Raw genomic sequence first — 24,493 nt, 5'->3', positions numbered from 1 at the left:
AGGGTCAGACAGTCGAGTAGCGGCTGGCTGGACGTGGCAGTCCGAGCAGTCCCCGCAGAGTGTTGGCTTGGTAGGAGTCACGGAAGAGGCCTCGCCTGCGCAGTTCGGGGACCAGGCCGTCGGTGATCTGAAGCAGGTCATGGGGCAGCGTCGCCGGACGCAGCCGGAAACCGGCCGCTCCGCCCGCATGCCAATCCTGAATCAGGTCGGCCAATTGCGCCGGCGTGCCGACGAACACCTCGGCGTCACTGACGTATTCGATTTGGGCGAGCGCATCGAGCCGCTCACGACGCGCGGTGGCGGCCTGCGGAGTTTCGGCGAGAAAGACGACGAGGTCGGCGAATACCCGCACCGGGTCCGCTTCAGCGGCACGCATCCCCGAAATCGCATCGACGATGGCCGTGGTCTCCGACGCGCTGTGAGGGGTGATGAAACCGACGTCGGCGCCTCCTGCGATGAGGCGGTGTGCCGCCTCGGCGTGACCGAGCGCGGCGACGATCGGCTGACCCTGCGGCGGCCTCGGCGTAATGGATGGACCCTTGACAGAGAACCAGCCACCGTCAAAGTCGATGTAGTGCAGCTTGTTTCGATCGATGAAGCGTCCCGTGGCGACGTCGCGGATCTCGGCGTCATCCTCCCAGCTGTCCCAGAGCCGTCGCAGCACTTCCACGTAGTCGGCCGCTTCACCGAGCAGGTCGTCGCCGAGCGCCGCCGAACGCGCGGGCACCGTGCGGCGGCCGAAGTGCGCTGCCGTGTCGGTCCGCGCCGACACCTGCACCCGGATTCCCGCCCGGCCCGAACTGATGTAGTCGAGCGTCGCGATGGCCTTGGACAGGTGGAAGGGTTCGGTGTACGTCGCGATGGCTGTGGGAACCAGGCCGATGTGATTGGTGCGGGGCGCGACGCGGGAGGCGATGAGCACGGCGTCCAAGCGGCCGCGCACCCGGTCCGTCCGTTCGTCGGGGCGACGGAAGCGATCGGACTGCAGCTCGAGTCCGTCTTCGATGGTGACGAAGTCCAGCAGCCCGCGTTCGGCTTCGCCGACGAGGTCCGTCCAATAGCCGGCGGTCAGGAGATCGGCGGGCCGGGCGTCAGGCTCGCGCCAGGAGGCGGGGTGCCATCCGGTGCCGTCGAGCGCGACGGCGAGATGGACATGTCCCGAAGGATCCGGAGAAGGAGACACGGGCGGTTCTCACTTTCGCTTGCGGTCTCACGCGACAACGCCGCTCTGCACGCTGGTAATTCCTGCTGGGCAGTACAACATGCAAGCGACGAGGCGAGAGGTCATCTACGCAACGTGATGTAAAGGGCACGCACGGACCGCTTCCGGCAATCCGCGATTTTCGTGCGCTCCGTGCTGCAGGGCCGTCTAGGGTCCGAGGTGTTTCGAGCGCAGGAGGCGTCATGGCCAAGCTGAGGTTCGGGTATTTCATCGCTCCTTTTCACCGTGCAGGCACAAACCCGACGCTCGCGTTGCAGCGTGACCTCGAATTCGTCGAGCATCTCGATGCCCTCGGCTACGACGAGGTCTGGTTCGGCGAACACCACTCGGCGGGCAGCGAGATCATCAGCTCACCGGAGATCTTCATCGCCGCAGCAGCGGAACGGGCCAAGCGAATCCGGTTCGGGACCGGCGTCATCTCGCTCGCGTATCACAACCCGCTCTGGGTGGCTGACCGCTTGATGCTGCTCGATCACCTCACTCATGGTCGGGTGATCGGCGGCATGGGCCCCGGTTCCCTGCCCACCGACTCGGCGATGATCGGCCTCAACCCGACCGACTGTCGCGAGCTGCTGGAAACCAACCTCGACATCGTCGTCCGCCTCCTTGCCGGCGAGACCGTCACGGCGAAGACCGCCACACATGAGCTTTGCGACGCACGGCTGCAGCTTGCGCCGTATTCGGAGGACGGGATCCCGCTCGCCGTCGCTGCGGTCGCGTCGCCGACAGGTGCGCGGCTCGCGGGCAAGCATGGCATCGGACTGCTCTCGATCGGGGCAACGCTCATCGTGGAGGGCTTCGACGCGCTGGCGTACCACTGGGGCATCGTCGAGGAGCGCGCGGCGACGTTCGGCACGCAGGTCGACCGCAAGAACTGGACCCTCGTCGGTCCGTTCCACATCGCCGAGACCGACGAACAGGCCCGCGCCGACGTGAGATTCGGGATCGAGCCGTGGTTCCGGTACTTCCAGAAGGTCGCGGCGTTCCCGCAGATGACCATGCCGGGTGATCAGGTCGACGAGATGATCGACATCATCAACGATGCCGGAGCCGGGGTGATCGGCACGCCCGAGCGCGCGCGTGCCCAGGTGCAACGGCTGTGCGATCAGTCCGGCGGGTTCGGCTGCATGCTGCAGATGGGCCACGAGTGGGCGAACCCCGCGGCGACCAAGCGCTCCGCAGAGCTCTTCGCTGCCGAAGTCATCCCGCATTTTCAGGGCCAGGCCGAGCCGACGCTCAACGCCGCGCGCCGCGCCACCGAGGTCCGCGAAGACCTCGCTCAAACTCAGCTGCAGGCCATCGACCACATGACCAAGAAGTACCAGGGCGAGATCGACGCGAAATGATCAACGCCGCTTAGTGCAATATCGGTGTTCATGGCGTCACTTCTCTGGGACCAGCACACCTGCTTGCCGCTGCAGATCGATGCCGACGTCGAGCCGCTGACCCGTTACCAACGCCGTGGCGGCGCGCTCGTATCGGTCAACGTGGGCTATTCGCCGCACAGTTTCAATGACACTCTCGGGCTGCTGCACCATTTCCGCGCCGCGGTTGGCGCACATCCGGACCTGGAGCTGGCGGCCAGCCTCGAGGACGTCGCCGCCATTACCGAGGACGGTCGCATCGCGGTCGTCTTCGATCTAGAGGACTCTAGGCCGCTTGACGACGATCTCGACAGCCTGGCCACGTTGGTCAGCTTGGGCGTTCGGACGCTGCTGCCCACCTACAACCACGCCAACCGCGCCGGCCACGGTTGCCTGGACGCCAACGACGGCGGCCTCACCGCATGGGGACGAGCTGTCGTCGCCGAGATGAACCGGGTCGGCATCGTGCCTGACGGATCGCATTGCAGCACCCGCACCGGACTCGACATGTGTGATGTCTCAACAACTCCGGTGATCTACAGCCACTCCTGCATGCGCGCCGTTTGGGACCATCCTCGCAACATCACCGATGACCAGGCCCGTGCTTGCGCGGCGACCGGGGGAGTCATCGGGATCACCGGCGTCGGAATCTTTCTCGGACCCAACACCCCCACGCTCGACGCGATGACACGACATCTCGAATACGCGGTCGATCTCGTCGGCATCGACCATGTCGGCGTCAGCACCGACTACTCCTTTGACCACGCCGACTTCATCGACGAACTCACGCGCAATCCCCACCTGTTCGACGACAGCTACACCCGGTGGGGTCCCATCCAATGGATGCCGCCCGAAACCTTCGTCACGCTCAAACAACATCTCAGTGAGCGAGGGTGGAGCAACAGCGACATCCACGCCGTCCTCGGCGGGAACTTTCAGCGCGTGGCTGAACACACCTGGCGTGGGTGAACTGAGCGGTCGACGGACGCACGCAACGCAGTCATGCGGCGGGCAGTTCGCCAGCTGCGGACTCCCTGCGGCCCAGTTGTGCTCGCAGACTCGTATATCCGAGCAAGTTGACCAGCCCCCGCCGTCGTGGGCGTGCGGTCAGCTGCAGGTTGGGAAACGCCTCGAAGAGCGTACGCAGAGCGGTAACACCTTCGATTCGAGCCAGGGCGGCGCCGAGGCAGGCGTGCACACCAGAAGCGAACGCCAGGTGGTCGCGCGCATTGGCGCGAGTGATATCGAAGCTGGCGGGATCGGTGAACACGTCCGGGTCGCGGTTGGCTCCGCCGAGGAGGAGTGCCACAGTCTGTCCGGCCGCGATGTGGTGTCCGGCGATTTCGACATCGCAATTCGCGGTGCGGGCGGTCATCTGCACCGGGCTGTCGATCCGCAGGATCTCCTCAACGGCGGCCGGCCACAGTTGGGGGTCATCGCGTAGGCGCGCCAGCTGTTCGGGGTGTTGCAGCAGCACGACGATGCCATTGCCGATCAGGTTCACCGTGGTTTCGAAACCGGCGCCGATGAGTAGTGCGGCGTTCGCGGTGAACTCGCGGGCGGTGAGGGTTCCGTCGGCGGCCAGCCGGCTGAACGGGCTGTCGCCACGCTCGCCGGCGCGCAGCTGGTCGAAGCGTTCACGAAGCTCGTGATCGGCGCCGCGCAGGCCGTCGATGGCGCGCCGATAGGTGCTCCAGCTGATACCGGTGTCCAACAGCGGGGCGCCGCTGTGGCCCCACTCCAACATGCGTGGGTGAGTATCGGCGGGCAGGTCCAGGATCTCGGCGATGATCTCGACTGGCAGTTGAGCCGCGAAATCGGCGATGAGATCGGGGTTCGCTGCGCTGGCGATGCGGTCGATCAGTTTTTCTGTCACCTCGGCGACTCGGGTGTTGAGCGTGTCGATCGCGCGCGGGGTGAAGCTCTGTGAGACCAGCTGCCGATAGCGGGTGTGGTCGGGTGGATCGACGATGACCATGGCGGGCGGTTCGACTGGATTCGCTACACCAGGATCGGTCCGAGAAATCAGCGTCCGCAGCGGACGCGGCATGTCGATCTCTGACGGCGCAGTGACTCCGAACCGTTTGTCGCGCAGGATGTCTCGACAGATCCCATGATTGGCGCTCACCCAGACAAACGGAGTGCGTACCAGTGGTCCCCGCGCCCTGATCTCTTCCATCAGCGGGTAGGGATCGTTGTCGCGTCCGTGGTTGGCGAGCAGCCGGGCCAACGGGTCGCCGCGTCGCGCCCGAACCGCGAAAAACAGGCGCGGCACACCGTGCATTGCCGTCCATCGAGACCAGAGGCCGACGCGCATAGCCGCTTCCCTTCTCTCGGTACCGCGATCAGCTAGCATGAGACATGCGAGACAATGAGACAATCAATGTCTCGGTCGAGTCATTGGCTACCATACGGCGGCCGCAACGAACGAGCAAGGAGTCTTAAGTGACGTCGACCCGAACGACGGACTTCGTTCGGCGAATCGCCGCACCCGATCCTGCCGTCGTCGCCCTGGTCGACAATCCGGACGAGATCACCACTCGCATCCTGCGCGCCACACTGGAGCAGGCTGAACTTGTCGGGGTGCGGCGCACCACCATGGAAGATGTTGCCCGCCGTAGCGGCGTCGGCCGTGCGACCCTCTACCGCCGTTTCCCCACCAAGGCGGCGCTCATCGACGCCGTCGTGCTCGCCGAAGCGCGTCGATTCCTGGAGGGCAGCGCACAGGCCCGTTCGCAGGCCGCCACCTTGGAAGACCGAATGGTCTACGGCACCGTGTTCACCGTGACGTTCCTACGCGAACACCGTCTACTCAAAAAGTTGCTGCGCACCGAGCCCGAAACAATCCTGCCGAGCCTGACGGTCGATGCCGGCGCCATCATCGATTTCGCCACCGACTACACCGTTGCGTGGTTGCGGACCGACCTCTACGGCGCGACCGCGACAACACCTGACCAGGAGCGCCACCTGCGAACCGTCGCGGAGTTACAAACCCGCCTCACCCTGTCGTTCATCGTTACTCCGCACACCAGCATCAATCTCGCCACAATCGACGACACTCGTGCCTACGTGCGCGACTACCTGCTGCCGATGGTCTCTCGGCCCGGCTGACCAGCGAAGTACGAACTTTCAGTCGCTGCAACGGTATTGGAGTGCAATCACCCTTGGTCGTGATGAGCGCACCTCGAGGTGTCGTCAGCGGGGCGCTGCTTGTGTCTCGATCTCGATCTCCGAAGCCTGTTGCTTCGGACGCCTGGTCGCCAGCACGCATCCGCCGAGGATCAGCGCCAGGGCGGCGATGTTCCACGGTGTCAGCGGTTCGTTCAGCACGATCACGCCTGCCGCCAAAGCGACGGCCGGATTGATGTAGGTGAAGACCAGCGCACGCGCGGCGCCCACTTCACGGATGAGCGCGAAGAACACGATGAACGCCAGTGCCGTGCAGATCACGGCCAACCCCCCGAGCGCCACAAGCACACGGGTGGACGGCATCTCGTCCGGCCACGTCGCCGCGGCCGGAGCGGCGTACACCAGCGCCGCGAACCCAAGGCAGACTGCTGTCATCGGCAACGCGGGAACATCGGCGAGGTAGCGCGCCGCGATCAAGGGGGCGATCGCGTAACACACCGCCACCAGCAGCACCTCGATGATCGGCCAGGTACTTCCTCCGATGTGCGGGCCGGCGAGCACCGCCACCCCGGAGATGCCGATGGCCAGGCCGAGGATTCGTTTGAAGCCCAGTCGCTCACCGCCGCTGAAGCGGTCCAGGACCGCGGCGACGATCGGCGAAGCGGCGATGAGCAGGCCCGTCATCGAGCTGGTCAGATGGCGTTCGGCGTCCGAGAGCAGCCACCACGCGGCGATGATCTCGAAGAACGCGAAGCCCAGCAGTGCCGGCCAGTGGTTGCGGGCGATCGCCCAGGTCTGACGCGACAACGCCAGCGGCAGCAGCACGACGGCGCCGACGGCGACCCGCGTGAAAACCAACACCGGAACCGAAACGCCCTCGACGGCGATCTTGATCATCAGGTACGGAATGCCCCAGATGATGCTCATCGCGAGGAACAGAATCCATCCACGCGAGCTCACATCCCTACCCTACGAAACGTGGACAAGCGAAATACTCGGGTAGCGGCCGCAGTGGCCGATGCAGGCGTCGAGCCGAACATCAAGATTCTCGACGCCGACGCCAAAACCGCCGTCGCTGCTGCCGCACAGCTCGGCTGCGAGGTCGGCGCGATCGCCAACAGTCTGGTGTTCGACTGCGACGGCGAAGCGCTGCTCGTGATGGCCAGCGGTGCTCACCGGGTCGACACGGACCTGCTGGCCGGCCTCCTCGGCGCTACGAAGATCAGCAGGGCCAAACCTGCTCTGGTTCGTAGCGCCACCGATCAGGTCATCGGGGGAGTGGCGCCGACCGGACATCCCCGCCGACTGCGAACCGTGGTGGACGAGACGCTGGCCCAGTATCCGGTGATCTGGACAGCGGCAGGCACTGCGGATTCGGTGATGCCGCTGACCTATGACGAGCTGCTGGCGGTTACAGAAGGTGTTGCGATGCTGGTTCGCTAAGCGTCGAAATGGACGTTTTGGCAGAACCTTCTCGAACTTTCCCGCCCAAACGTACCTTTCGGCGATTTGCTCTAAGTCAGCGACGCGTATCGCGCGACGTGATGGTCCGTTGAGCCGAACTCGTACTGAATTGCCGTGAGGCGCTTGAAGTAGTGGCCGATGGCCAACTCCTCGGTCATGCCCATCCCGCCGTGCAGCTGAACCGCCTGCTGCCCGATGAAGCGGGCCGCCCGCCCGACTGTCGCCTTGGCGGCCGATACCGCGCGGGCGCGTACCGCCGCCTCCGCTTCGAGGTTGAGGACGGCGAGATAGACCGCCGCCACCGCCTGTTCCAGCTCCATGTACATGTCGACCATGCGGTGCTGCAGCACCTGAAAGCTACCGATGGGCTGCCCGAACTGCTGACGCTGCTTGCAGTATTCGACGGTGTCGGCCAACACCTTTCGCATGCAACCGACCGCCTCAGCGCATACCGCGGCCGCGCCTTCGTCACGAGCCTGCGCAATCGACGGCCACGCCTGGCCCTCCTCGCCCAGCAGGGCGTCACCCGGCAGCCGCACGCCGTCGAACACGAAATCAGAGGCGCGACGATCGTCGACCGTCCGGTAATGATGTGCGTCGATTCCTGGTGCAGCCGTGTTGGTTTCGACCAGGAATAGTGACATCCCGCTCGGTGTGCGCGCGGTGATCAGCAAGTGTGTCGCAAGCGGGGCGCTCATCGCTACGATCTTCGACCCGCTCAAAACCCACTCGTCGCCGTCACGTTCGGCGACCGTCGACACTTCCTGCCAATGCTCACCGGTCTGGGCCTCCGCCGCGGCCAGTGCGACGATCGCGGTGCCTGCCACGACCTGCTGCAGCAATGCGGTGGCGACTGGCCCCCCGGCCCGCCGAAGCAGTCCGCCAGCCACTACGGCCGTGTCGATATAGGGTTCGACCGCCAGCGCGCGGCCCAACGCCTCGGCAATAACCATGATTTCGACTGCGCCGCCGCCGATTCCGCCGACATCTTCGGGCATAGCGGCGCCAAGGATACCGAGCTCATCGGCGAACCCACGCCAGATGTCGGGCTGCCAACCTGGCCCGGTCTTCGCGGCGGCTCGGCTTTTCTCGAGGTCGTATCTCGTCGACAGGAACTTGTCCAGCCCGTCGCGCAGCAGGTCCTGTTCCTTGCTCAGGTTGAAATCCATCCGAAGCCCTTCATCAAAGTCCGAGAGCCGCTTTGGCAAGTATGTTGCGCTGAATCTCATTGCTGCCGGCGTAGATTGAGCCGGCCCTGTCGTTGAAGTAGCGCAGCGGAGCCACGGCTTGCCATGGATCGCCGCTGACGTACCCGTCCGGCGGCGGCTCGAATTCAGCCACCGGCCCTCCCGGACAGGTCGCGTGCGGTTGATAAACGCGGCCACGGGGTCCTGCGGCTTCCATCGCGAGTTCGGTCAGCGCCTGGCTCAACTCGGTCGCGACCACCTTGAGCATCGACGAGGCCGCTCCGGGATTCTTGCCTTCGGCCACCGCGGCCAGCACCCGGTACTCGAGAATCTCGAGCACCTCTGTGCGGATCCGAGCGTCAGCGAGCTTGCGCGCGAACGCAGGATCGTCGAGCAGTCGGCCGCCGGCCGTGCCGGGCGCCTCCGCCGCGACCGTGGCGATCTCCTCGGCCATCACCTGCAGCGCCGGCGACGCCGCACCACCGCCGCGCTCGAACTCCAGCAGATACTTCGCGACGGTCCAGCCGTCGTCGATCTCACCGAGCACGTTCGACTTCGGGACCCGCACCTCGTCGAAGAACACCTGGTTTTGGATCTCCTCGCCCGACGTCATCACCAGCGGCCGGATCTGGATACCCGGCGACGTCATGTCGATGAGTACAAACGTGATGCCCTGCTGCCGCTTCTGCGTCCTCGACGTGCGCACCAGGGCGAACATCCAATTCGCTTCGCCGGCATGCGTCGTCCATATCTTGCTGCCGGTGCAGATTAATTGATCGCCGGCCCCTTCATCTAAGACGGCCGCCATCGACAGGGCCGCAAGATCCGAACCCGCCTCGGGTTCGGAGTAGCCCTGGCAGAAGAACACCTCGCCGGTCAGGATCCGCGGAAGGAAGTAATCCTTCTGCGCATCGGTGCCGTAGGCAATGATCGCGTGCGCAACCATCCGGATCCCCATTGGCGACAACGACGGCGCACCGGCGAGCGTCGACTCGCGGCTGAAGATGTAGTGCTGAGTCAGGCTCCAGTCGCAGCCCCCGTAGACGACCGGCCAGGCCGGTGCCGCCCATCCGCGTTCGTGCAGGATTCGCTGCCACTGCATGCTCGCTTTGTGATCGGCATAGACGCTGGTCATAAGGCGTCCTGCCCGCCGCAATTCCGGTGTCAGTTTCTCGTCGAGAAAGCTGCGTACCTCGTCGCGGAACGCGATGTCGGATGCCGACCACTGCAGGTCCATCGGGGTCCCCCTGTCTGCGGAGCGCTAGGCAGAGATTAAACCTAGTTATCTAGGTGGCAGGCACTGGGGTTTACTTTGGTGCATGCCGACAACGGGCGTAGGCGCAATAATTGAGAATGTGGAGCGGCGACGAGACGGCCATGCCAGGCAATCACCAATGGCGCTCCTCAAAGAGCTGCCCGCGCTGGTGGTGCTCGAACGGTTTCCGGTCCCCGTTCTCGCCATCGCCGAGGACGGCACCATCCTGTTCGCCAATGCGGCCTTCGCCGACATGCTCGGCCACACGCCGGAGGCGGTGAAGTCGCTGAAGTTTCGGCAGATCTTCCACACCTTGCCCGCCGACGAATCGGCCGTCTCGGTCGTGCGCGCCCACGCGGACCTGGTCGTCGAACTGGTGCACAACGACAACTCGATCGTCCGCGCCCGAATGAGCAAGTCCGCCCTGTTGCGCGGCGACGACCCGGTAGCGCTGGCGACGTTCCAGGATCTCACCGAACGGCTGTGGGTCGAGGAACTCTAGGTCACTCCACGGTCGACGACGCCGACGAATGCCGCATGGCCTCGCGCTCTGTGAACTGTCGGAAGTAGGGGAGCGACTCTTCGGTCACGATGGCAGGCAGCAAGATCGTCCAGGTTCGGGCGACTCGATCCAAGACATCGGCTCCCGCCGACGTCGCGTTCGACAAGAGTTCGGCGCCGAGCATTGTGGCGACGATGGTTTCGCCGACCGCTGCGGGATCCAGGTCGTCGCGAATATCGCCCTCATCGATCGCCTGGCGTGCGCGCGCCGTCATCTCGAAGAGCCAGCCGTCGTAGGTACGCGCCGCCGCTTCGTTGAATTCGCCGAACGCTCGCAGGAGTTGTGTTCCGCTGCGAGCGATCATGTCGGTGCCGAGCAGGTCTGCGACCACGAACAGGCCATGGATCATGCTTTCGAGCGTCGGCGCCGACGAGTCGGTAATGCTCCGGAAGGCTTGGAAGAGGTTTTCGCTGCCTTCCTCGATGATCGCGGTCGCCAACGATTCCTTCGAATCGAAGTGATAGTAGAGCGCTCCCTTGGTCATCTCCGCGCGCTCGATGATGTCGCCCAAACCCGTGGCGGGATAACCAATTTCGTTGAAGAGTTCGACTGCGGAGGCGACGATCTTTTTGCGGGTGGCCTCGGATCGCGCTTGGCGCACCATGGTCCGAGTACCTCCGGAAGTTTCAGTCGGCCCACCGGGCGGTGAGGGCTGCCTGGACGGGCATCCTAATTCAATCACCCTTGAAGTGGTGTCGCCTTCTTGATCGCCAGAGCGGTCCGCCGCTTGATGAACTGGGTCAGATAGCCGATACGGTCCGGCTTGGCAATGCCAGGCAGGATGAGCGCCCACGCCTGCTCGAGATCACGCAGGAGCTGCTGGGGATCGGCCAGGTTGCTCGCCTGCCGCAGCCCCAGGTACATCGATACCAGCAGGCGGGCGATGGTCTGCGGCTCGTGGTGCTCGACGATGTCGCCGTCGTCGACCGCCCGTCGCGTGATTGCGGCGAACGCCGACACCCAATCGCCCAGGACACTTGCCTGCAAGCCGTCGGTGCGACCGATCGACTCGAGCAGGTTCAGGCCCGCGCGTGCCGACTCATCGCCGATGTCGTCCACGGCGATCAGGTAGGAGATATCGATGAGGGTCTCCAGACCGGAGAGCTTGAGGGCAAGCAGTTCGTCGATCGCGCCCCGGGCAACGGCGCCGCGATAGTCGATGATCGCCGACGCCAACGCGTGCTTGGAGCGGAAATGAAAGTACATCGCACCCTTGGTGACTTCCGCGTCGGCAAGAATGTCGTCCAGGCTGACCAAGCTGTACGACTTACGTGCGAACTGACGCGAGGCCGCGCGCAAAATCTGCAGCCGCGTCGTATCCGCTCTCCTGTCGATTTGTTCGGTCACGGCAAGGCCTCGGAATCTGAACAGTCGCACCCATCAGTGCGTAATCGCGGTCCCTCAAAATTGAGCAATTAAGTGATTCTTTCACCCGCGGAGTCCCAGCGGCAGGTCCAATCGCGGGCAACTGCCCGGCGGTGAGATCTCCTCAAGCTGCCCTCCCCGGCGAACGTCGCGCGCCCACCCAAGCACAGGTAGTCGGCAATACCCTAAGTCATGTCAATAGCTGCGTATCATCCCAAAGGTATGTAAGCTAGCAACCGTGATGACTCTTGGTCGGGTACGGCCTGGGCTACCGCCTGCGGGTGATGCCGAAGCCAGGATGTCGGCCCGACGGAGTCCACTGCCGCCCACGAATTCACGGCGGTACTTTCGTGCCGTTGCCATGGTCCGCGTTGGCAAACCCCCTCGAATCCCCACGCGGGCTGTGGCAACTTCATCTGTGCGGCTAACGAAATTCGACTTCCCAGCCGCTGATGTTCGCCGAAGCATGTGCGTTAACGAGCAAACCCGCTACACGGCGCCTTTGGCGCCTTCTGCTCGCGACGCCACGAAATCTGAGTTATCGGTCACGCCATCTGGCTGTTTAGCAATATCGAGGTAATTAACGGTGATATGGGACGAAGAAGTCGACGTGGTCTGCACCGGCTCCGGGGTGGCCGGCCTGGCAAGCGCCATTTCAGTTGTCGATGTCGGCGGTACGGTTTTCGTCGCCGATTCGTCGGGTGATCTCGCCGACGAGGTACCTGTCCGTGCCCGCGACCACCGCCTGCACCCTTGGCTGGGTGTCGACGTCGCAGATCCCGAGACAAACGACTACTTCGCGGAGCTGTCGGCAGACCTCGGCCCGTTGAGCCGGTCGACGTGGGACGTCGACGTGCCGATCCGGGTGGTCCACCAGCGTGTGCCGGTCGACGCTGGCCGAACCGTTGCGCCTTTCATCGGCGCCCGCCTGCGAGATTGGGCCGCCCGTTGTCTGGCGTCGCCGTACGGCTACCTCTACACGCGCGTATCTGATTGGCAATCGACCACATTTCACACCAGCGACGGCGAGGCGATCGAAGTCGCTGAGATCGGCTCGATGACGCCCGAGCCCGGCAATGTGAGCGGCTCGGTCTACCAATGGCTCAGCGCACAGGCTCATGATCGGTATATCGACGTGCACCCCGGCAGCTCACTGCAGCGGATCGTGTTCGAGGAGGGCTGTGTGGTCGGGGCCGTGATCACCACGTCCGAGGGCCCTCTGGCCGTTCGCGCGCGGCACGGCGTCACGGTGCCCACCGGTGGTCCGCAGGTCAACGCGGCCGCACAGCACCAGTGTGCTGCCGGTGACACCGCGTTGCGCGTCTGCTTGGTCGGCCAGACCGCCAGCCGGTTCGGCCGCGTCGAGCTGCTGACTTCAGAGCCCTTTCACTCACCTGTCACGTCCACATGCCGGCCGGTAAGCCGTCAGCTGCACGTCAACTTGCATGAGACGCACGCGCATTCACACATGTGGCGTTGCGGAAAAGTGTAGGGGTATGCGCCCCTTGACCAACAGCGCTTCCATCGCCTCTCCGGGGACCGGTCGCGACAACAGAAATCCCTGCGCGCGGTGACATCCGTGTCTTAGCAACGTCATTGCGGCCGTGTCCGTCTCGACGCCCTCGGCGACCAGCTGCAGTCCGAACGACTCAGCCAGCGCGATGATTGCCCGAACGATTGCCAGATCGCCTGGGTTCGAGCCCAGTTCGCGCACGAAACCCTTGTCGATCTTGAGGGTGTCGACCGGCAGCGACTTCAGATGGGACAGCACGCTGTAGCCCGTGCCGAAGTCGTCGATCGCGACCTGCACGCCGACGTCCTTCAATCCGGCGAGCGTGATCCGAGTGGTCTCGATGTCCTGTACGACAACGCTTTCGGTGATTTCCAGACACACCGAGCCGCCTTCGAGGCCAAACTCGTCGATGATGCCGGCTACCGACTCCACGAAGCCGTCGGTGACCAACTGAACCGGCGACACGTTGATCCGCAGCACCGCTTCATGCCCGACGCCGCGGGAGCGCCACTGCGCGAACTCGGCACATGCCGAGCGCATCACCCAGCGGCCCAATTCGCCTGCCAGATTGATTGATTCGGCGACGCCGATGAAGGAATCGGGACCGAGCAGGCCGCGCGTCGGATGCTGCCAGCGGACCAGCGCCTCGGCCGCAAGGATCTCGCCGGTCCGCATGTCCACCTCGGGCAGGTAATGCAAGATCAGGGAGCCGTTTTCGATCACGTTCTGCAGATGGAGCTCGATGTCGTTGCGAAAGTCGTTTTCCAGCGACATATCTTCGGAGAAGACCGCAACCATGTTGCCGCCCGAATTCTTGGCGGTGAGCACGGCCTGACCTGCGCGTCGAAGAAGATCAGAAGTGGTATCACGACCCGGAACACCAAGTGCCACACCGATACTCACTGTCCGAGTCAACATCTCACCGTCGATGGAAACCCGTTCACGTAGGGCCGATTGGAGACGGCTGGCCAGCGCCTCGGCAGTATCGGCTTCCATTGGCGCCGCAGGCACAACGACGAACTCGTCGCCGCCGAGGCGCGCGATCAGGCTCGGGCCGTCGGCGCCTTTCAGCAATCGCCCAGCGAGGATGCGGATGAACCAGTCGCCCGCGGTATGGCCCAGGTAGTCGTTGATCGCCTTGAGCCGGTCGAGGTCGAAGAACAACGCCGCAACGGGCCCGGGCTGGCCTGCGGCGAGCCTCGCGTCGAGGTGCGCCAGGAGCGCGCGACGATTGTGCAGCCCGGTCAGGTCATCGTGCTCGGCGAGGAAGCGCAGCTTTACTTCGGCTTGTACGCGGGCCTGCACTTGGGCGAAAAGCGAAGCAATTGCCTTGAGCGCATTGAGTTCTTCAGGTGACCATTCGCGGTCGCCGAACTTGACGAAGCCAAGCACCCCGCTGGTGATGTCGCCGGACAACAAAGGCACGCTCGCCATCGACGTAGCCGCGACATGCCGATCTTCGTTCGTCTGTTGGGAGTCGTCGGTCTCCGCTTCCCGACGGAAAACCAACGGCTCCTTCTGATGTTCAGAGAGCGCGAAAGCCGGATCAGCATCCGCGAAGTAGACGACAGCGAGCGGGTCCGGGTCGGCGATTCCCGGGCGGACCGGCCACTGCGCAACCAGTACGGAAGCGCGAATGCGGTGATCATTGCGGCGCAGGAAGCTGACGTCGACGTCGAAGTATTCGACGAGGTCGGCCAGCACTCGTTGGCTCACCTCGGCAGAGGTGGCTGCGTTTGCGCCCATCAGTTGGGTAGCGACTGACGTGACGACCAGCTCCAGGCTGCGTGGCACGTGATCCTCCGTATCTGGGCAAAATTGTATTGCAGACCTAGAGTTCATCGAGGTCATCGAGCACGGCCGCGCTTCTCCAAGTCCACGGCTGTAATCAGCTCGTGCGCCGTGGAGAGCATATTCGGAGCCAAATCCAGGGCCGTGAAACACGGTCTTCCCGGCGAGGCAGAACGGCGGCCAGAGAGGCACGGCCCCACGCAGTCATATTTTGCGGCAGGGGCCAGCTGGAGTGCGCAAAGTTGGTACGTTGCGATCCAACATTCCTTTTGCTGGGTGGTGGATATGCTGATCGAAAGGGCAGTTTGTCGGCAGCGCGAGCCCGGGAGGACATGACGTGGTCGAGGTTCAAATGGAAAGGGCTCTTGCCGAACTGCCCTTGGCGCCGAAGAACCCGCTGCCGTACAGGCAACGACGGCGCGCCGCCAAGTTGTTTCACACCGGCATGGAAACGTTGCGTGACGCTGGCGGACCGGTCACGCGGTTCACGCTTGGTCCCCGCTGGCTCGCGCCGTCCCTGGTGCTCGCGACCTCTCCCGACGCGATTCGCGACGTTCTGAGCATCAAGGACGATTCAGTCGACAAGACAACTTCTATCTTCGTCGAAATGCGCCGCGTCCTTGGTGCGAATCTGGCCAACCTTCCCTACGAACCCTGGTTGTCGCGTCGACGGACATTGCAACCCGTGTTCACCAAGCAACGCGTGCGCGACTTCGGCGGTCACATGGCACGGGCGGCAGAATCCGTTTGCGATCAATGGCCCGACGGCGGCGAAATTGATCTCGACGGCGAATCCCGCAAACTCACTTTGCGGGCACTGGGGCGTTCAGTGTTCGGAATTGATTTGGAGCGGCGGGCAGACGAGGTCGACCAGCCACTTCGCGTGGCGCTGAAATATGCGATGCGCCGCGCAGTTCTTCCTGTTCGTGTCCCGAGTTGGCTGCCAATACCGGGTGCGCGTCGTGCGCGGGTGGCAAGCGAGAAAGTGCATCGTCTGGCGCAAGAGATTCTGCAAGCCTGCCGTGCCGACCCCACCAGGGTGGCGCCGTTGGTCCATGCCCTGATCGATGCGAAAGATCCGGTCACCGGACAGACGCTCTCCGATGAGGAGATTTGCGAAGAGCTGATCATCTTTTTGTTCGCAGGCCACGACACGACTGCGACCACCCTCGCGTATGCACTGTGGGCCCTTGGCCGCAACCCCGAGTGCCAAGACCGCGTCGCCGCAGAGGTCACCGAACTTCCGGACAGGCCACTGACGGTCGACGACATTCCACGGCTGAACTACACCGTCCAGGTACTGCGGGAGTCGCTACGCCTATGTCCGCCAGCGCCCACCGGAACACGCTTGGCGTGCAAGGACATCGAAGTCGGCGGTTACCGGGTACCCGCAGGCACGATGCTGGTTGTGGGCAGGATGGCCGTACAACGCGACCCAAAGCTATGGGATGCGCCGTTGAAGTTTGATCCCGAACGGTTCAGTCCGGTAAACATGAAGAAACTCGATCGGTGGCAGTACATTCCGTTCGGCGGCGGTCCACGCTCGTGTATCGGTGATCACTTCGCGATGCTCGAGACCACCATGGCTTTGGCGACGGTGATCCGCCGGGCCGAAATCGACTCTGTCGAAGAGGAATTCCCGCTCGCAGTGCACTTCACGATGATTGCCGGTGGGCCGATCCCCGCGCGCGTCCGTCCCCGCCGCAGGCAGCCCGGAGGCAGCGCGTGATCGCGACCGATGACTCGGGGGCTTTCACAGCCCAGATTCTGAATCCCGCCGATGCCGACGACAGCATCACGCTTGACGAGTTACGGCGGGACTCGCGCATCGAATTCATCGACCACCGCACCGAATTGCTCAAATCACTGCGAGTGCTCTGCCCCTCACCTGATGCCGAAACCTTTGCCGAGCCCATCTCATGGGCCTACTACCCGTGGCGCCGCACGGTTGTCGGGATTCTGGGCCCTCGGGGATTCCGCGCACTTCGGCTAGACCGCAACCGACATCTGATCACCGCGGAAGAACAGGACCGACTCAAGGGGCTCCGGATCGGCATTGCAGGGTTGAGCGTGGGCCATGTCATCGCGCATACCCTTGCGGCAGAAGGCTTGTGCGGCGCCGTGCGCCTCGCCGACTTCGACGATCTCGAGCTCACCAATCTCAATCGCGTGCCAGCCACCCTGTTGGACATCGGAGTCAACAAGGCTCTCGTGGCGGCCCGCCGCATCGCTGAACTTGATCCGTACATTCACCTCGACGTGATGACAGCGGGCGTGAGCCCGGAGTCACTGTCCGACTTCCTCGACGACGTTGACATCGTGGTGGAGGAATGCGATTCGCTGGACATGAAGGTCATGATCCGCGAGGCAGCCCGCGCGCGGCGGTTGCCCGTGCTGATGGCAACGAGTGACCGCGGTCTGGTCGACGTCGAGCGTTATGACCTGGAGCCGGCCCGACCAATTCTGCACGGGCTGCTCGGCGATGTGGATGCCACGTTCCTCGCCAGCCTGCCCAGTCGGGACAAGCTGCCGTACATGTTGCGCCATCTCAACGCCAGCCGATCGTCGCCGCGGTTGATTGCATCGCTCGTCGAGGTTACAAACACGCTGTCGACCTGGCCCCAGCTTGCCGCCGATGTGACTCTCGGCGCGGCCGCTGTCGCCGAGGCCGTCCGCAGAATAGGCCTGCAGCGGCCGCTGAGATCCGGTCAGACCCGAATCGACATCGGTCAGGCGCTCGATGACGTCGCGGAGCCCCCGGTGCTCATTGATGTGCAGCGCCCGCATGAAGCAGACGAGTCCGACGGGACGCCGACCGCACCCGTGGCGGCGGTGGCGCAGGCCGCTATTCACGCGCCGTCAGGCGGCAACGCCCAGCCGTGGCATGTGGAGGCGCAGGGGAATTCGGTTGTCATCCGACTCGCGCCGGAGCGTAGCTCCATGATGGACGTCGCTTTCCGCGGTAGCGCGGTGGCGATCGGGGCAGCGTTATTCAATGCCAAAGTCGCCGCCGCCGCTTGGAAAGTTCTGGGGCCGGCGGTGTGGAAAACCGACGATGCGACGTCTCCGTTGGAAGTTGCCCTGCGGCTTGGCCAGGGCGATGATGCCGAGTTGGCGGATCTGTACGAGCCGATGCTGCACCGAGAAACGAACCGTCACCTTGGAGTTCCCCAACCAATCGCCGAAGAATCGGTAGCTCTGCTTCAGGACATGGCACGCCGCGAGGGAGGGCGGTTATGCCTTCTGCAGGCACGCGAGGACATCGAGAAAGTGGCGGGCATCTTCGCTGCCGCCGATCGGATTCGGTACCTGACCCCGGATCTGCACAAGGAAATGATCTCCGAACTCCGCTGGCCTGGAGACGAACCGGCGGACACTGGCATCGACGTACACAGCCTCGAACTTGATCCCGCAGACCTCGCCGTACTGGATGTCCTCCGCAGGGCAGACGTGATGGCCGAACTCGCACGATGGAACGCCGGCGAGGCGCTCGGCGACGATGTCCGAAAACGAATCTCCGCATCCTCGGCAGTCGGTGTGATAACGGTTCAAGGCCATGAACTTTTCGACTTCGCTTGTGGCGGATCAGCTGTCGAAGCGGTGTGGGTCGTGGCGCAACGGCTGGGCTTGGCCGTTCAACCGATCTCGCCCGTCTTTCTTCACGCCGTATATCGAGACGAACTTTTCGAACTGTCGCCGTCGTTCGGCGCGGCGCTGCAGGACCTACAGACAGACTTCCGTAACCTGGCGGGCACAAAGGAAGACGAGTCGCAGGTACTGGTTCTCAGGTTCGCGCACGCTCGCCAGGCATCGGTGCGCAGCAGGCGGCGCGGCCTCACGCGCAACGTCGAAAAGCGCTCGGTAATAGTGTGACAACCTGAACTGGCATCTTGACTCAGTGCGAGGAGCGACACCATGCCCATGGCGCCTTTCAACGACATGACCGCGACCTACACGCGGGCTCACGCATGGATGTACGAGACCATCGTGGCGCCCGCTGTCTATGGGTCACGCCACGTCATCGACGAGCGATTCCTGCCATATCTGGGGCAGGGCGCACGGATCTTGGACGTGGGATCCGGCGGCGCCCTGTTCACAAAGTACATCGCCGATCAGCGCCCTGACCTCGACATCATCGGCATTGACCTGTCCGAGCCCCAGATCGCGCGCGCCACAAAGCGCATGCGGAACTACGCCGACCGGGTCCGTTTCGAGGTTGGTGATGCTACGCAGCTGGCTTTCGCAGACCACAGCTTCGATGGCGTGATCAGCTATGGTTCCATCAAGCATTGGCCGTCGCGCGACACCGGACTTGCCGAATGCGTACGAGTCCTCAAACCCGGAGGCCCGTTGTTGATAACCGAAGCGGATCGCAGCACCAGCTTCGAAGACGCCGAGAGATTCATCGAGAACTACACGACCCCACGCTTTCTCGGCGGTGCCAACCTCGCAATCTTCCGCACCTGGATCGCCGGGCGCTCCATCGATCTGGACGACGCACGTGACCTCGCCAGCCGAATCGATCTCGTCGACAAAGATGTCTCTCGCATCGCGGGGATGCCGATTCTGATGATTTCCGGTCGGCGACCTTCACGTGCGCCCGAAGTGCCCGCAATGGACTCCTGAGCAAGACAGCTGCTTCTCGCGAGCCGCCACCGGCAGAGGGCAGCATTGTTGACGTATGTGCTGGTAGGAATGCCTGTGCTCGAATCGGCGTGCGAGTAGCGTGGAGGCGCCAGGGGCCGGCCTAAGGAGAGAGAAGTGTCCCGCAGCCTCGATGTTGTTGTTACCGAGGTCGCGACCCGCTTAATTGGGGCGACGGCGGCGACGCAACCATGCCTGAGCCAAGAGGTGCTGGCCGAGCTGGTCGAGGTCTTCGACGTCGACGTGAGCTTCCTTCGCCACAACGACCACGCTATCCGCGCGACCAAATTGATCGCGGAATGGCCAGTGCGTCCGAACATTCCCGACCCGGACCCACTCGGGATCGTGTACTTCGCTGACGCGGACCCGATCTTCGCCGCCGCCGAACACGCCCAGGAACCGGTGATCCTACGGCCGGAGCCTGCCTCCGAGGGTTATCAGCGGCGTGTCGAGGAGGGCGCCGGGGTTCCGGCCATCTCCATGGCGTCGGTGCCACTGTTATCCGGAGAGGTCACCACGGGAGCGATCGGCTTCGTCAAGTGGGGTGACAAAGCGTGGCTACCTGCGGAGATCAACGCCCTCAAGGCGATCGCCTCGCTGTTTGCCCAGCTTCAAGCCCGTGTCATCGCTGAGGAAAAACTGCGTTTCCTGGCAGACCATGACGATGTGACCGGGTTGCATAATCGTCGATCGCTGCTCATGCACCTCGACGAACGCTTGTCGCCGGGACAGCCCGGGCCCGTGGCGACGCTGTTCCTCGATCTCGACCGGCTCAAGGCGATCAACGACTATCTCGGCCACACCGCGGGTGATGAGTTCATCCGTGTGATGAGCGAACGGCTCGTAGAGGGAACCGAGGGTAAGCACTTCATCGCCCGTCTCGGAGGCGACGAATACGTTGTGGTGCCTGCCGGACCAACCGACGCGGAGGCGGCAGAAGCACTGGCGCACAAGCTGCATGGGATGCTGGTCGAGCGGGTGATGCTCGGCAGCGAGATGCTCGCTCGCACCGTCAGTATCGGCGTCGCGGTGGGTACGCCCGGGGTCGACACCACCTCAGATCTCTTGCGCAAGGCGGATCAAGCGGTGCTCACGGCGAAGAACTCCGGAGGCAACCGGGTCTCCGTGTTCTCCGTCGACATGTCGCTGGCAAGCGAATTCCGCAACGACATAGAGCTTCATCTGCGAGGGGTCATCGAGAGCGGCGCCTTGGTGCTTCACTATCTTCCCGAGGTTGACATGCGAACCGGCCGGGTGCTCGGAGTGGAAGCGCTGGTCCGTTGGCAACACCCGACGCACGGCCTGCTGATGCCGGAGGCGTTCCTCAGCGTGGCGGAATCGATCAACTTCGCCGGAGAGCTGGGCCGATGGATAATGCGGACCGCCTTCGCGGAGCTCAGCAGATGGCGGTCCCAGGGAGTTGCGCAACACGTGCTTCTGCGCCTCAACATCTCACCTATCCAACTGGTCGGCAGTGAGTTCGTGGAGACCGTTGCCGGCATGTTGGACGAGTTCGGCATCGAGGGCGAGTCGGTGTGTTTTGAAGTCACCGAAAGCGTTGTGGTCGAGGACATCCAGACCACCCGGGTCACGCTCGCGAGGCTGAAGGAAGTCGGCGTGCAGATCGCCATCGACAACTTCGGCACCGGGTATAGCGTGCTGTCGCAGTTGAAATCGCTGCCGGTGGACATGCTCAAGATTGACAAGAGCTTCATTCGCGAACTCGGTGCCAACCCTGGCGATATGGCGATCGTACGGGCGATCGTCGCGCTGGCGAACGCATTTGAACTGGAGCTGATCGCAGCGGGGGTCGAGACACAGGCGGCCGCGGACGTCTTGCTCGAGCTGGGATGCTCTCGGGCGCAGGGCTATCTGCTGTCGCAACCCCTCACAAGTGAGGCGACGAAGGCGTTGCTCACCGAAGGCCGGCTGCCGGTGCATCCCGCCGCGAGCCGAAGGAGGGTCGAAGCGTGACTACCCGCGCCTGGCCTCACCGTTGCTGCTCGCGAGTTACGGGCTCGGCCGGCGTGGACCTCATCCCATAGTGCTGGCGGTGGCCAGCGCGATACCCGCGTCATCGCGTCGTGGGGCCATCTGCTTGTGTTCGGCGAAGTATTTTGAAAGCTGTTTCGGATCAGCGTGGTTGGCGAATGTGCGGCGGTCCCACCACGCTAGTTTTGTCCGATAGCGACGGTCGGGGTAGGGAGTCGCGGGAATCTTCGTCGCCAGCACCCCGCCCGAGGACAGCCAGCGTTTGAGCACATGCTCGGCCGCGGTCGCCACGATGAACTGAATATCAAGCAAGTTCATCGCATGCAGCGATGTGCGTGCGAGGGCCATGGTGAGTTGCCGATTACGTTCGGGATCGTCGGTCACCCAAGCGGTTTTCATTTCGACAACGCCGAATGGCAGTCGATCGGTCACCATTTTGCGGACAGCATCAAGACCGGGCTGTCCGCTCCATTCAGCAAGGGCGTGGCATTCGTCCGCGCAACGATATGGTCCCTTTGCACGGAGACCGCCGATCACCCTTCCCTCGTCGTTAACGCAAGCCGCGAAAAGTACCGTGTCATCACCGCGGCGGAGCGCATCCATGTCGAGCGCATTTTCGACGCCGTGCTTGCGGTAGTTGTGTAACGCGCCGCGTACGTAATCCGCCCACAGATCGCGCTCGATCGCCGGATTCGCGAAGACGATGAAGCACTCGGTGTCGGGATCCCAACAGCTCGGAGTCCCGTCCAGGCTAGGTACGGCACGGCCCGCGGCACCAAGCTCGGGAGCGGTCATACTTGTCCCTTCGTCGGGCAGGCGGCCAAGGGAATGGCCGTCGCCACTGATTAGTCGTGTACGTCGTGTGATGACATACGTAAACATGAGTATCTCGCCGCGGACCGCCCCGTTACCAGCTAGCGAGGGAATCTTTTCCTGCAATTTGCCCTCGGCGACTGTCTATTGTACTTCGCATCCATGCTTCGTAGGCATTGTGGCAATCGCACGAACTTGAATTTGCACTGGTAATCGCGCATTTAGCGCAATGCTGGCGAATTTGACAGTCAATGTCAAAAATGGCCGCGGCGACGAGGTGGGAATCTCAGTGATCTTTCGCTATGTGTCGAGTCAGCCAGCGCAATTTGATGTTGCGGGTCGCCTTATCCGCGGCTCGATAAGTTTGAGCCGCAACGCCGTTCTGAGGCCAGTCCTTGCTTGCGAAGTCAACGAATGATCTTGACGCACAGTCGATTACATAGCCGCCGTGTTCATCTGCCTTTGCCGCTTGGCTGGGCGCCTCCGCACTGGTTCGGCCGCCGGGGCGATATGTGCAGATTATCCAGCCGGAGGCACCTTCAAGTGACACTCTGAAGCAGGTGGAGGACCAGTACCCGCGCCCAGGTCACGGGGGGTTGTCGACCAAGGATGTGGGCCGGCTCCTGTTGCGCTGCGCGGACCGGCCGGGACTGGTTGCGGCCGTCAGCGCCTTTCTCGCCAATGCGGGAGCCAATATCGTGTCCCTGGATCAGCACTCGACCGAGCAGTCCGGTGGCACCTTCATGCAGCGGACGATCTTTCACCTGCCCGGTCTGACGGCGGCCCGCGACGGTCTCGAACGGGAGTTTCGCGAGCAGGTGGCATCCCAGTTCGATATGGATTTTCGGCTGACCGAGGCGGCGAAACCCAAGCGCGTCGCGATCATGGCGTCCAAGGAAGACCACTGCCTTCTCGATCTGTTGTGGCGCAATCGTCGCGGCGAGCTCGACATGTCGGTGGTGATGGTGATTTCCAACCACCCGGATCTCGCCGATCAGGTGCGTCCTTTTTCCGTGCCGTTTCTGCACGTGCCGGCGACCAAAGACATTCGCGACGAAGCGGAGCGGCGCCAACTTGACTTGTTGCGGGGAAACGTTGATCTGGTGGTGCTGGCCCGATACATGCAGATCCTCACACCGCAGTTCCTCGCCGACGTGGGTTGTCCGCTGATCAACATTCATCATTCGTTCCTGCCCGCCTTCATCGGTGCTGCGCCGTATCGAAGGGCGAAGGAACGCGGCGTCAAACTCGTCGGCGCGACAGCCCATTACGTGACCGAGGACCTCGATGACGGCCCGATTATCGAACAGGACGTGGTGCGGGTGGATCACCGTCACGGCGTCGACGACCTGGCCCGTCTCGGCGCCGATGTCGAGCGCCTTGTTCTGTCGCGTGCGGTGCTGTGGCACTGTGAGGATCGCATCATCCGATACGGCAACCAGACGGTCGTCTTCTAGGGCGGTTAAGGAGAGAAGTGGTGAAGAAGTTCAGCGGGCTCGAGGAGTTTGTCGCTGCCGAGGGCAGTCAGCTCGGTCCGACCGATTGGCTGGAGGTCACGCAGGACCGCGTCAACCTGTTCGCCGACGCCACCGATGACCATCAGTGGATCCACGTCGACCCGCAGCGAGCGGCTGACGGTCCGTTCGGCGGGGCGATCGCGCACGGCCTGCTGACGCTATCGCTACTGCCGCACTTCACCCACCAGCTCTACACCGTCGACAACATCGCGATGGCAATCAACTACGGCTACAACAAGGTCCGCTTCATCACCCCCGTGAGGGTGGGTGCCAAGATTCGCGCGCGCGCCGAGATCGCGAAGGTCGATCAGCTCGACGGTGCCGTGCAGGCGACGCTGGCCACCACGGTGGAGATCGAGGGTTCGGACAAGCCCGCGGCGGTGGCCGAGTCGATCGTCCGATTTATCGGCTGAGGCTTTCCTGCGCGAGAAGACGCAAAAGTACCCGACACGCCGAAGATTTAGGGCCTTTTGCGTCTGCTCGTCAGTACTGCGTCATACCCTGATCGACCGAGATCGCGGCAGCGGTAACGTTTTTCGATTCCTCGCTGGCCAGCCAGCACACCGCGTCGGCGATGTCTTCTGGCTCCGCCGCCCAGGTGGGCAGAAACGGCGTGATCATCTGGGCCAGTTGTGGATAGGTCTCGAGTGCGCGGCCCAGCGAGCCGATCATGTC

General features: G+C 63.5%; 22 protein-coding genes. 12 read left to right on the top strand and 10 right to left on the bottom strand.

The annotated features are described in order from the left end of the window. Nucleotides 1-4: 4 nt before the first annotated feature. Complete coding sequence (locus VFH65_RS06620) at nucleotides 5-1,183, bottom strand: LLM class flavin-dependent oxidoreductase (protein WP_353320358.1); 1,179 nt, start codon at nucleotides 1,181-1,183, stop codon at nucleotides 5-7. A 221-nt stretch (nucleotides 1,184-1,404) separates the two neighbouring features. Between VFH65_RS06620 and VFH65_RS06615 the strand changes: the two genes are divergently transcribed. Next, entirely contained in the window at nucleotides 1,405-2,568 is a 1,164-nt protein-coding gene (locus VFH65_RS06615) for an LLM class flavin-dependent oxidoreductase (protein ID WP_353320357.1), read from the top strand. A 30-nt stretch (nucleotides 2,569-2,598) separates the two neighbouring features. Further along, on the top strand, nucleotides 2,599-3,555 hold the full coding sequence (locus tag VFH65_RS06610; RefSeq protein WP_353320356.1) for a dipeptidase: 957 nt from the start codon (nucleotides 2,599-2,601) through the stop codon (nucleotides 3,553-3,555). A 31-nt stretch (nucleotides 3,556-3,586) separates the two neighbouring features. Here VFH65_RS06610 and VFH65_RS06605 read toward each other — a convergent pair whose 3' ends face one another. Beyond that, a complete protein-coding gene (locus VFH65_RS06605) occupies nucleotides 3,587-4,903 on the bottom strand; it encodes a cytochrome P450 (protein ID WP_353320355.1) in 1,317 nt (438 codons plus the stop codon). A gap of 128 nt (nucleotides 4,904-5,031) precedes the next feature. On the opposite strand from VFH65_RS06605, the gene VFH65_RS06600 reads away from it, so the two are divergent. Beyond that, a complete protein-coding gene (locus VFH65_RS06600) occupies nucleotides 5,032-5,697 on the top strand; it encodes a TetR/AcrR family transcriptional regulator (protein ID WP_353320354.1) in 666 nt (221 codons plus the stop codon). Nucleotides 5,698-5,781: 84 nt separating this feature from the next. On the opposite strand, the gene VFH65_RS06595 is transcribed toward VFH65_RS06600, so the two are convergent. After that, entirely contained in the window at nucleotides 5,782-6,675 is an 894-nt protein-coding gene (locus tag VFH65_RS06595; RefSeq protein ID WP_353320353.1) for a DMT family transporter, read from the bottom strand. An 18-nt stretch (nucleotides 6,676-6,693) separates the two neighbouring features. Here VFH65_RS06595 and VFH65_RS06590 point away from each other — a divergent pair, with 18 nt between their 5' ends. Further along, complete coding sequence (locus VFH65_RS06590) at nucleotides 6,694-7,158, top strand: YbaK/EbsC family protein (protein ID WP_353320352.1); 465 nt, start codon at nucleotides 6,694-6,696, stop codon at nucleotides 7,156-7,158. Between the two features lie 71 nt (nucleotides 7,159-7,229). On the opposite strand, the gene VFH65_RS06585 is transcribed toward VFH65_RS06590, so the two are convergent. Then, on the bottom strand, nucleotides 7,230-8,348 hold the full coding sequence (locus VFH65_RS06585) for an acyl-CoA dehydrogenase family protein (RefSeq protein WP_353320351.1): 1,119 nt from the start codon (nucleotides 8,346-8,348) through the stop codon (nucleotides 7,230-7,232). A 13-nt stretch (nucleotides 8,349-8,361) separates the two neighbouring features. Beyond that, nucleotides 8,362-9,603, bottom strand: a complete 1,242-nt coding sequence (locus tag VFH65_RS06580; RefSeq protein ID WP_353320350.1) for an acyl-CoA dehydrogenase family protein — start codon at nucleotides 9,601-9,603, stop codon at nucleotides 8,362-8,364. A 157-nt stretch (nucleotides 9,604-9,760) separates the two neighbouring features. Between VFH65_RS06580 and VFH65_RS06575 the strand changes: the two genes are divergently transcribed. Beyond that, entirely contained in the window at nucleotides 9,761-10,123 is a 363-nt protein-coding gene (locus VFH65_RS06575; protein WP_353320349.1) for a PAS domain-containing protein, read from the top strand. Nucleotide 10,124: 1 nt separating this feature from the next. On the opposite strand, the gene VFH65_RS06570 is transcribed toward VFH65_RS06575, so the two are convergent. Both VFH65_RS06570 and VFH65_RS06565 read right to left on the bottom strand, forming a co-directional pair. Next, a complete protein-coding gene (locus VFH65_RS06570) occupies nucleotides 10,125-10,787 on the bottom strand; it encodes a ScbR family autoregulator-binding transcription factor (protein ID WP_353320348.1) in 663 nt (220 codons plus the stop codon). A gap of 74 nt (nucleotides 10,788-10,861) precedes the next feature. After that, on the bottom strand, nucleotides 10,862-11,530 hold the full coding sequence (locus tag VFH65_RS06565) for a TetR/AcrR family transcriptional regulator (RefSeq protein WP_353320347.1): 669 nt from the start codon (nucleotides 11,528-11,530) through the stop codon (nucleotides 10,862-10,864). A gap of 604 nt (nucleotides 11,531-12,134) precedes the next feature. On the opposite strand from VFH65_RS06565, the gene VFH65_RS06560 reads away from it, so the two are divergent. Beyond that, complete coding sequence (locus VFH65_RS06560) at nucleotides 12,135-13,040, top strand: hypothetical protein (protein WP_353320346.1); 906 nt, start codon at nucleotides 12,135-12,137, stop codon at nucleotides 13,038-13,040. Here the strand turns inward: VFH65_RS06560 and VFH65_RS06555 are convergent. Next, a complete protein-coding gene (locus VFH65_RS06555) occupies nucleotides 13,011-14,903 on the bottom strand; it encodes a putative bifunctional diguanylate cyclase/phosphodiesterase (protein WP_414688367.1) in 1,893 nt (630 codons plus the stop codon). The two genes, VFH65_RS06560 and VFH65_RS06555, sit on opposite strands and share 30 nt — an antisense overlap. A 301-nt stretch (nucleotides 14,904-15,204) precedes the next feature. Here VFH65_RS06555 and VFH65_RS06550 point away from each other — a divergent pair, with 301 nt between their 5' ends. The 4 genes from VFH65_RS06550 (at nucleotide 15,205) to VFH65_RS06535 (ending at nucleotide 21,470) form a co-directional block, all read left to right on the top strand. Then, complete coding sequence (locus tag VFH65_RS06550; RefSeq protein WP_353320359.1) at nucleotides 15,205-16,581, top strand: cytochrome P450; 1,377 nt, start codon at nucleotides 15,205-15,207, stop codon at nucleotides 16,579-16,581. Further along, nucleotides 16,578-18,725 (top strand): Rv1355c family protein, encoded by a 2,148-nt coding sequence (locus VFH65_RS06545; RefSeq protein ID WP_353320344.1) that lies wholly within the window; start codon nucleotides 16,578-16,580, stop codon nucleotides 18,723-18,725. The genes VFH65_RS06550 and VFH65_RS06545 overlap by 4 nt, the downstream gene beginning before the upstream one ends. 42 nt (nucleotides 18,726-18,767) lie before the next feature. Continuing rightward, entirely contained in the window at nucleotides 18,768-19,478 is a 711-nt protein-coding gene (locus tag VFH65_RS06540) for a class I SAM-dependent methyltransferase (RefSeq protein WP_353320343.1), read from the top strand. 135 nt (nucleotides 19,479-19,613) lie between these two features. Next, entirely contained in the window at nucleotides 19,614-21,470 is a 1,857-nt protein-coding gene (locus VFH65_RS06535) for a putative bifunctional diguanylate cyclase/phosphodiesterase (RefSeq protein ID WP_353320342.1), read from the top strand. A 60-nt stretch (nucleotides 21,471-21,530) separates the two neighbouring features. Here the strand turns inward: VFH65_RS06535 and VFH65_RS06530 are convergent, their stop codons facing one another. Next, complete coding sequence (locus tag VFH65_RS06530) at nucleotides 21,531-22,283, bottom strand: hypothetical protein (protein WP_353320341.1); 753 nt, start codon at nucleotides 22,281-22,283, stop codon at nucleotides 21,531-21,533. Between the two features lie 578 nt (nucleotides 22,284-22,861). Here VFH65_RS06530 and purU point away from each other — a divergent pair. Both purU and VFH65_RS06520 read left to right on the top strand, forming a co-directional pair. Next, a complete protein-coding gene (gene purU, locus VFH65_RS06525) occupies nucleotides 22,862-23,758 on the top strand; it encodes a formyltetrahydrofolate deformylase (RefSeq protein ID WP_353320340.1) in 897 nt (298 codons plus the stop codon). A 20-nt stretch (nucleotides 23,759-23,778) separates the two neighbouring features. Next, on the top strand, nucleotides 23,779-24,231 hold the full coding sequence (locus tag VFH65_RS06520) for a MaoC family dehydratase (protein WP_353320339.1): 453 nt from the start codon (nucleotides 23,779-23,781) through the stop codon (nucleotides 24,229-24,231). A 70-nt stretch (nucleotides 24,232-24,301) separates the two neighbouring features. Here the strand turns inward: VFH65_RS06520 and VFH65_RS06515 are convergent. Further along, a partial coding sequence (locus tag VFH65_RS06515; protein WP_353320338.1) for an SDR family oxidoreductase occupies nucleotides 24,302-24,493 on the bottom strand: 192 nt, incomplete at its 5' end.

The organism is Mycobacterium sp., from assembly GCF_035697385.1.
Classification (GTDB): domain Bacteria; phylum Actinomycetota; class Actinomycetes; order Mycobacteriales; family Mycobacteriaceae; genus Mycobacterium.
This window is presented reverse-complemented; position numbering and strand designations above follow the sequence as displayed.

Bases quoted from the DNA above. Each gene is read 5' to 3' on its own strand.
- VFH65_RS06615 (WP_353320357.1), top strand. From the start codon at position 1,405: ATGGCCAAGCTGAGGTTCGGGTATTTCATCGCTCCTTTTCACCGTGCA.
- VFH65_RS06610 (WP_353320356.1), top strand. From the start codon at position 2,599: ATGGCGTCACTTCTCTGGGACCAGCACACCTGCTTGCCGCTGCAGATC.
- VFH65_RS06605 (WP_353320355.1), bottom strand. From the start codon at position 4,903: ATGCGCGTCGGCCTCTGGTCTCGATGGACGGCAATGCACGGTGTGCCG.
- VFH65_RS06585 (WP_353320351.1), bottom strand. From the start codon at position 8,348: ATGGATTTCAACCTGAGCAAGGAACAGGACCTGCTGCGCGACGGGCTG.
- VFH65_RS06580 (WP_353320350.1), bottom strand. From the start codon at position 9,603: ATGGACCTGCAGTGGTCGGCATCCGACATCGCGTTCCGCGACGAGGTA.
- VFH65_RS06575 (WP_353320349.1), top strand. From the start codon at position 9,761: ATGGCGCTCCTCAAAGAGCTGCCCGCGCTGGTGGTGCTCGAACGGTTT.
- VFH65_RS06570 (WP_353320348.1), bottom strand. From the start codon at position 10,787: ATGGTGCGCCAAGCGCGATCCGAGGCCACCCGCAAAAAGATCGTCGCC.
- VFH65_RS06555 (WP_414688367.1), bottom strand. From the start codon at position 14,903: ATGAACTCTAGGTCTGCAATACAATTTTGCCCAGATACGGAGGATCAC.
- VFH65_RS06550 (WP_353320359.1), top strand. From the start codon at position 15,205: ATGGAAAGGGCTCTTGCCGAACTGCCCTTGGCGCCGAAGAACCCGCTG.
- VFH65_RS06540 (WP_353320343.1), top strand. From the start codon at position 18,768: ATGCCCATGGCGCCTTTCAACGACATGACCGCGACCTACACGCGGGCT.
- VFH65_RS06530 (WP_353320341.1), bottom strand. From the start codon at position 22,283: ATGACCGCTCCCGAGCTTGGTGCCGCGGGCCGTGCCGTACCTAGCCTG.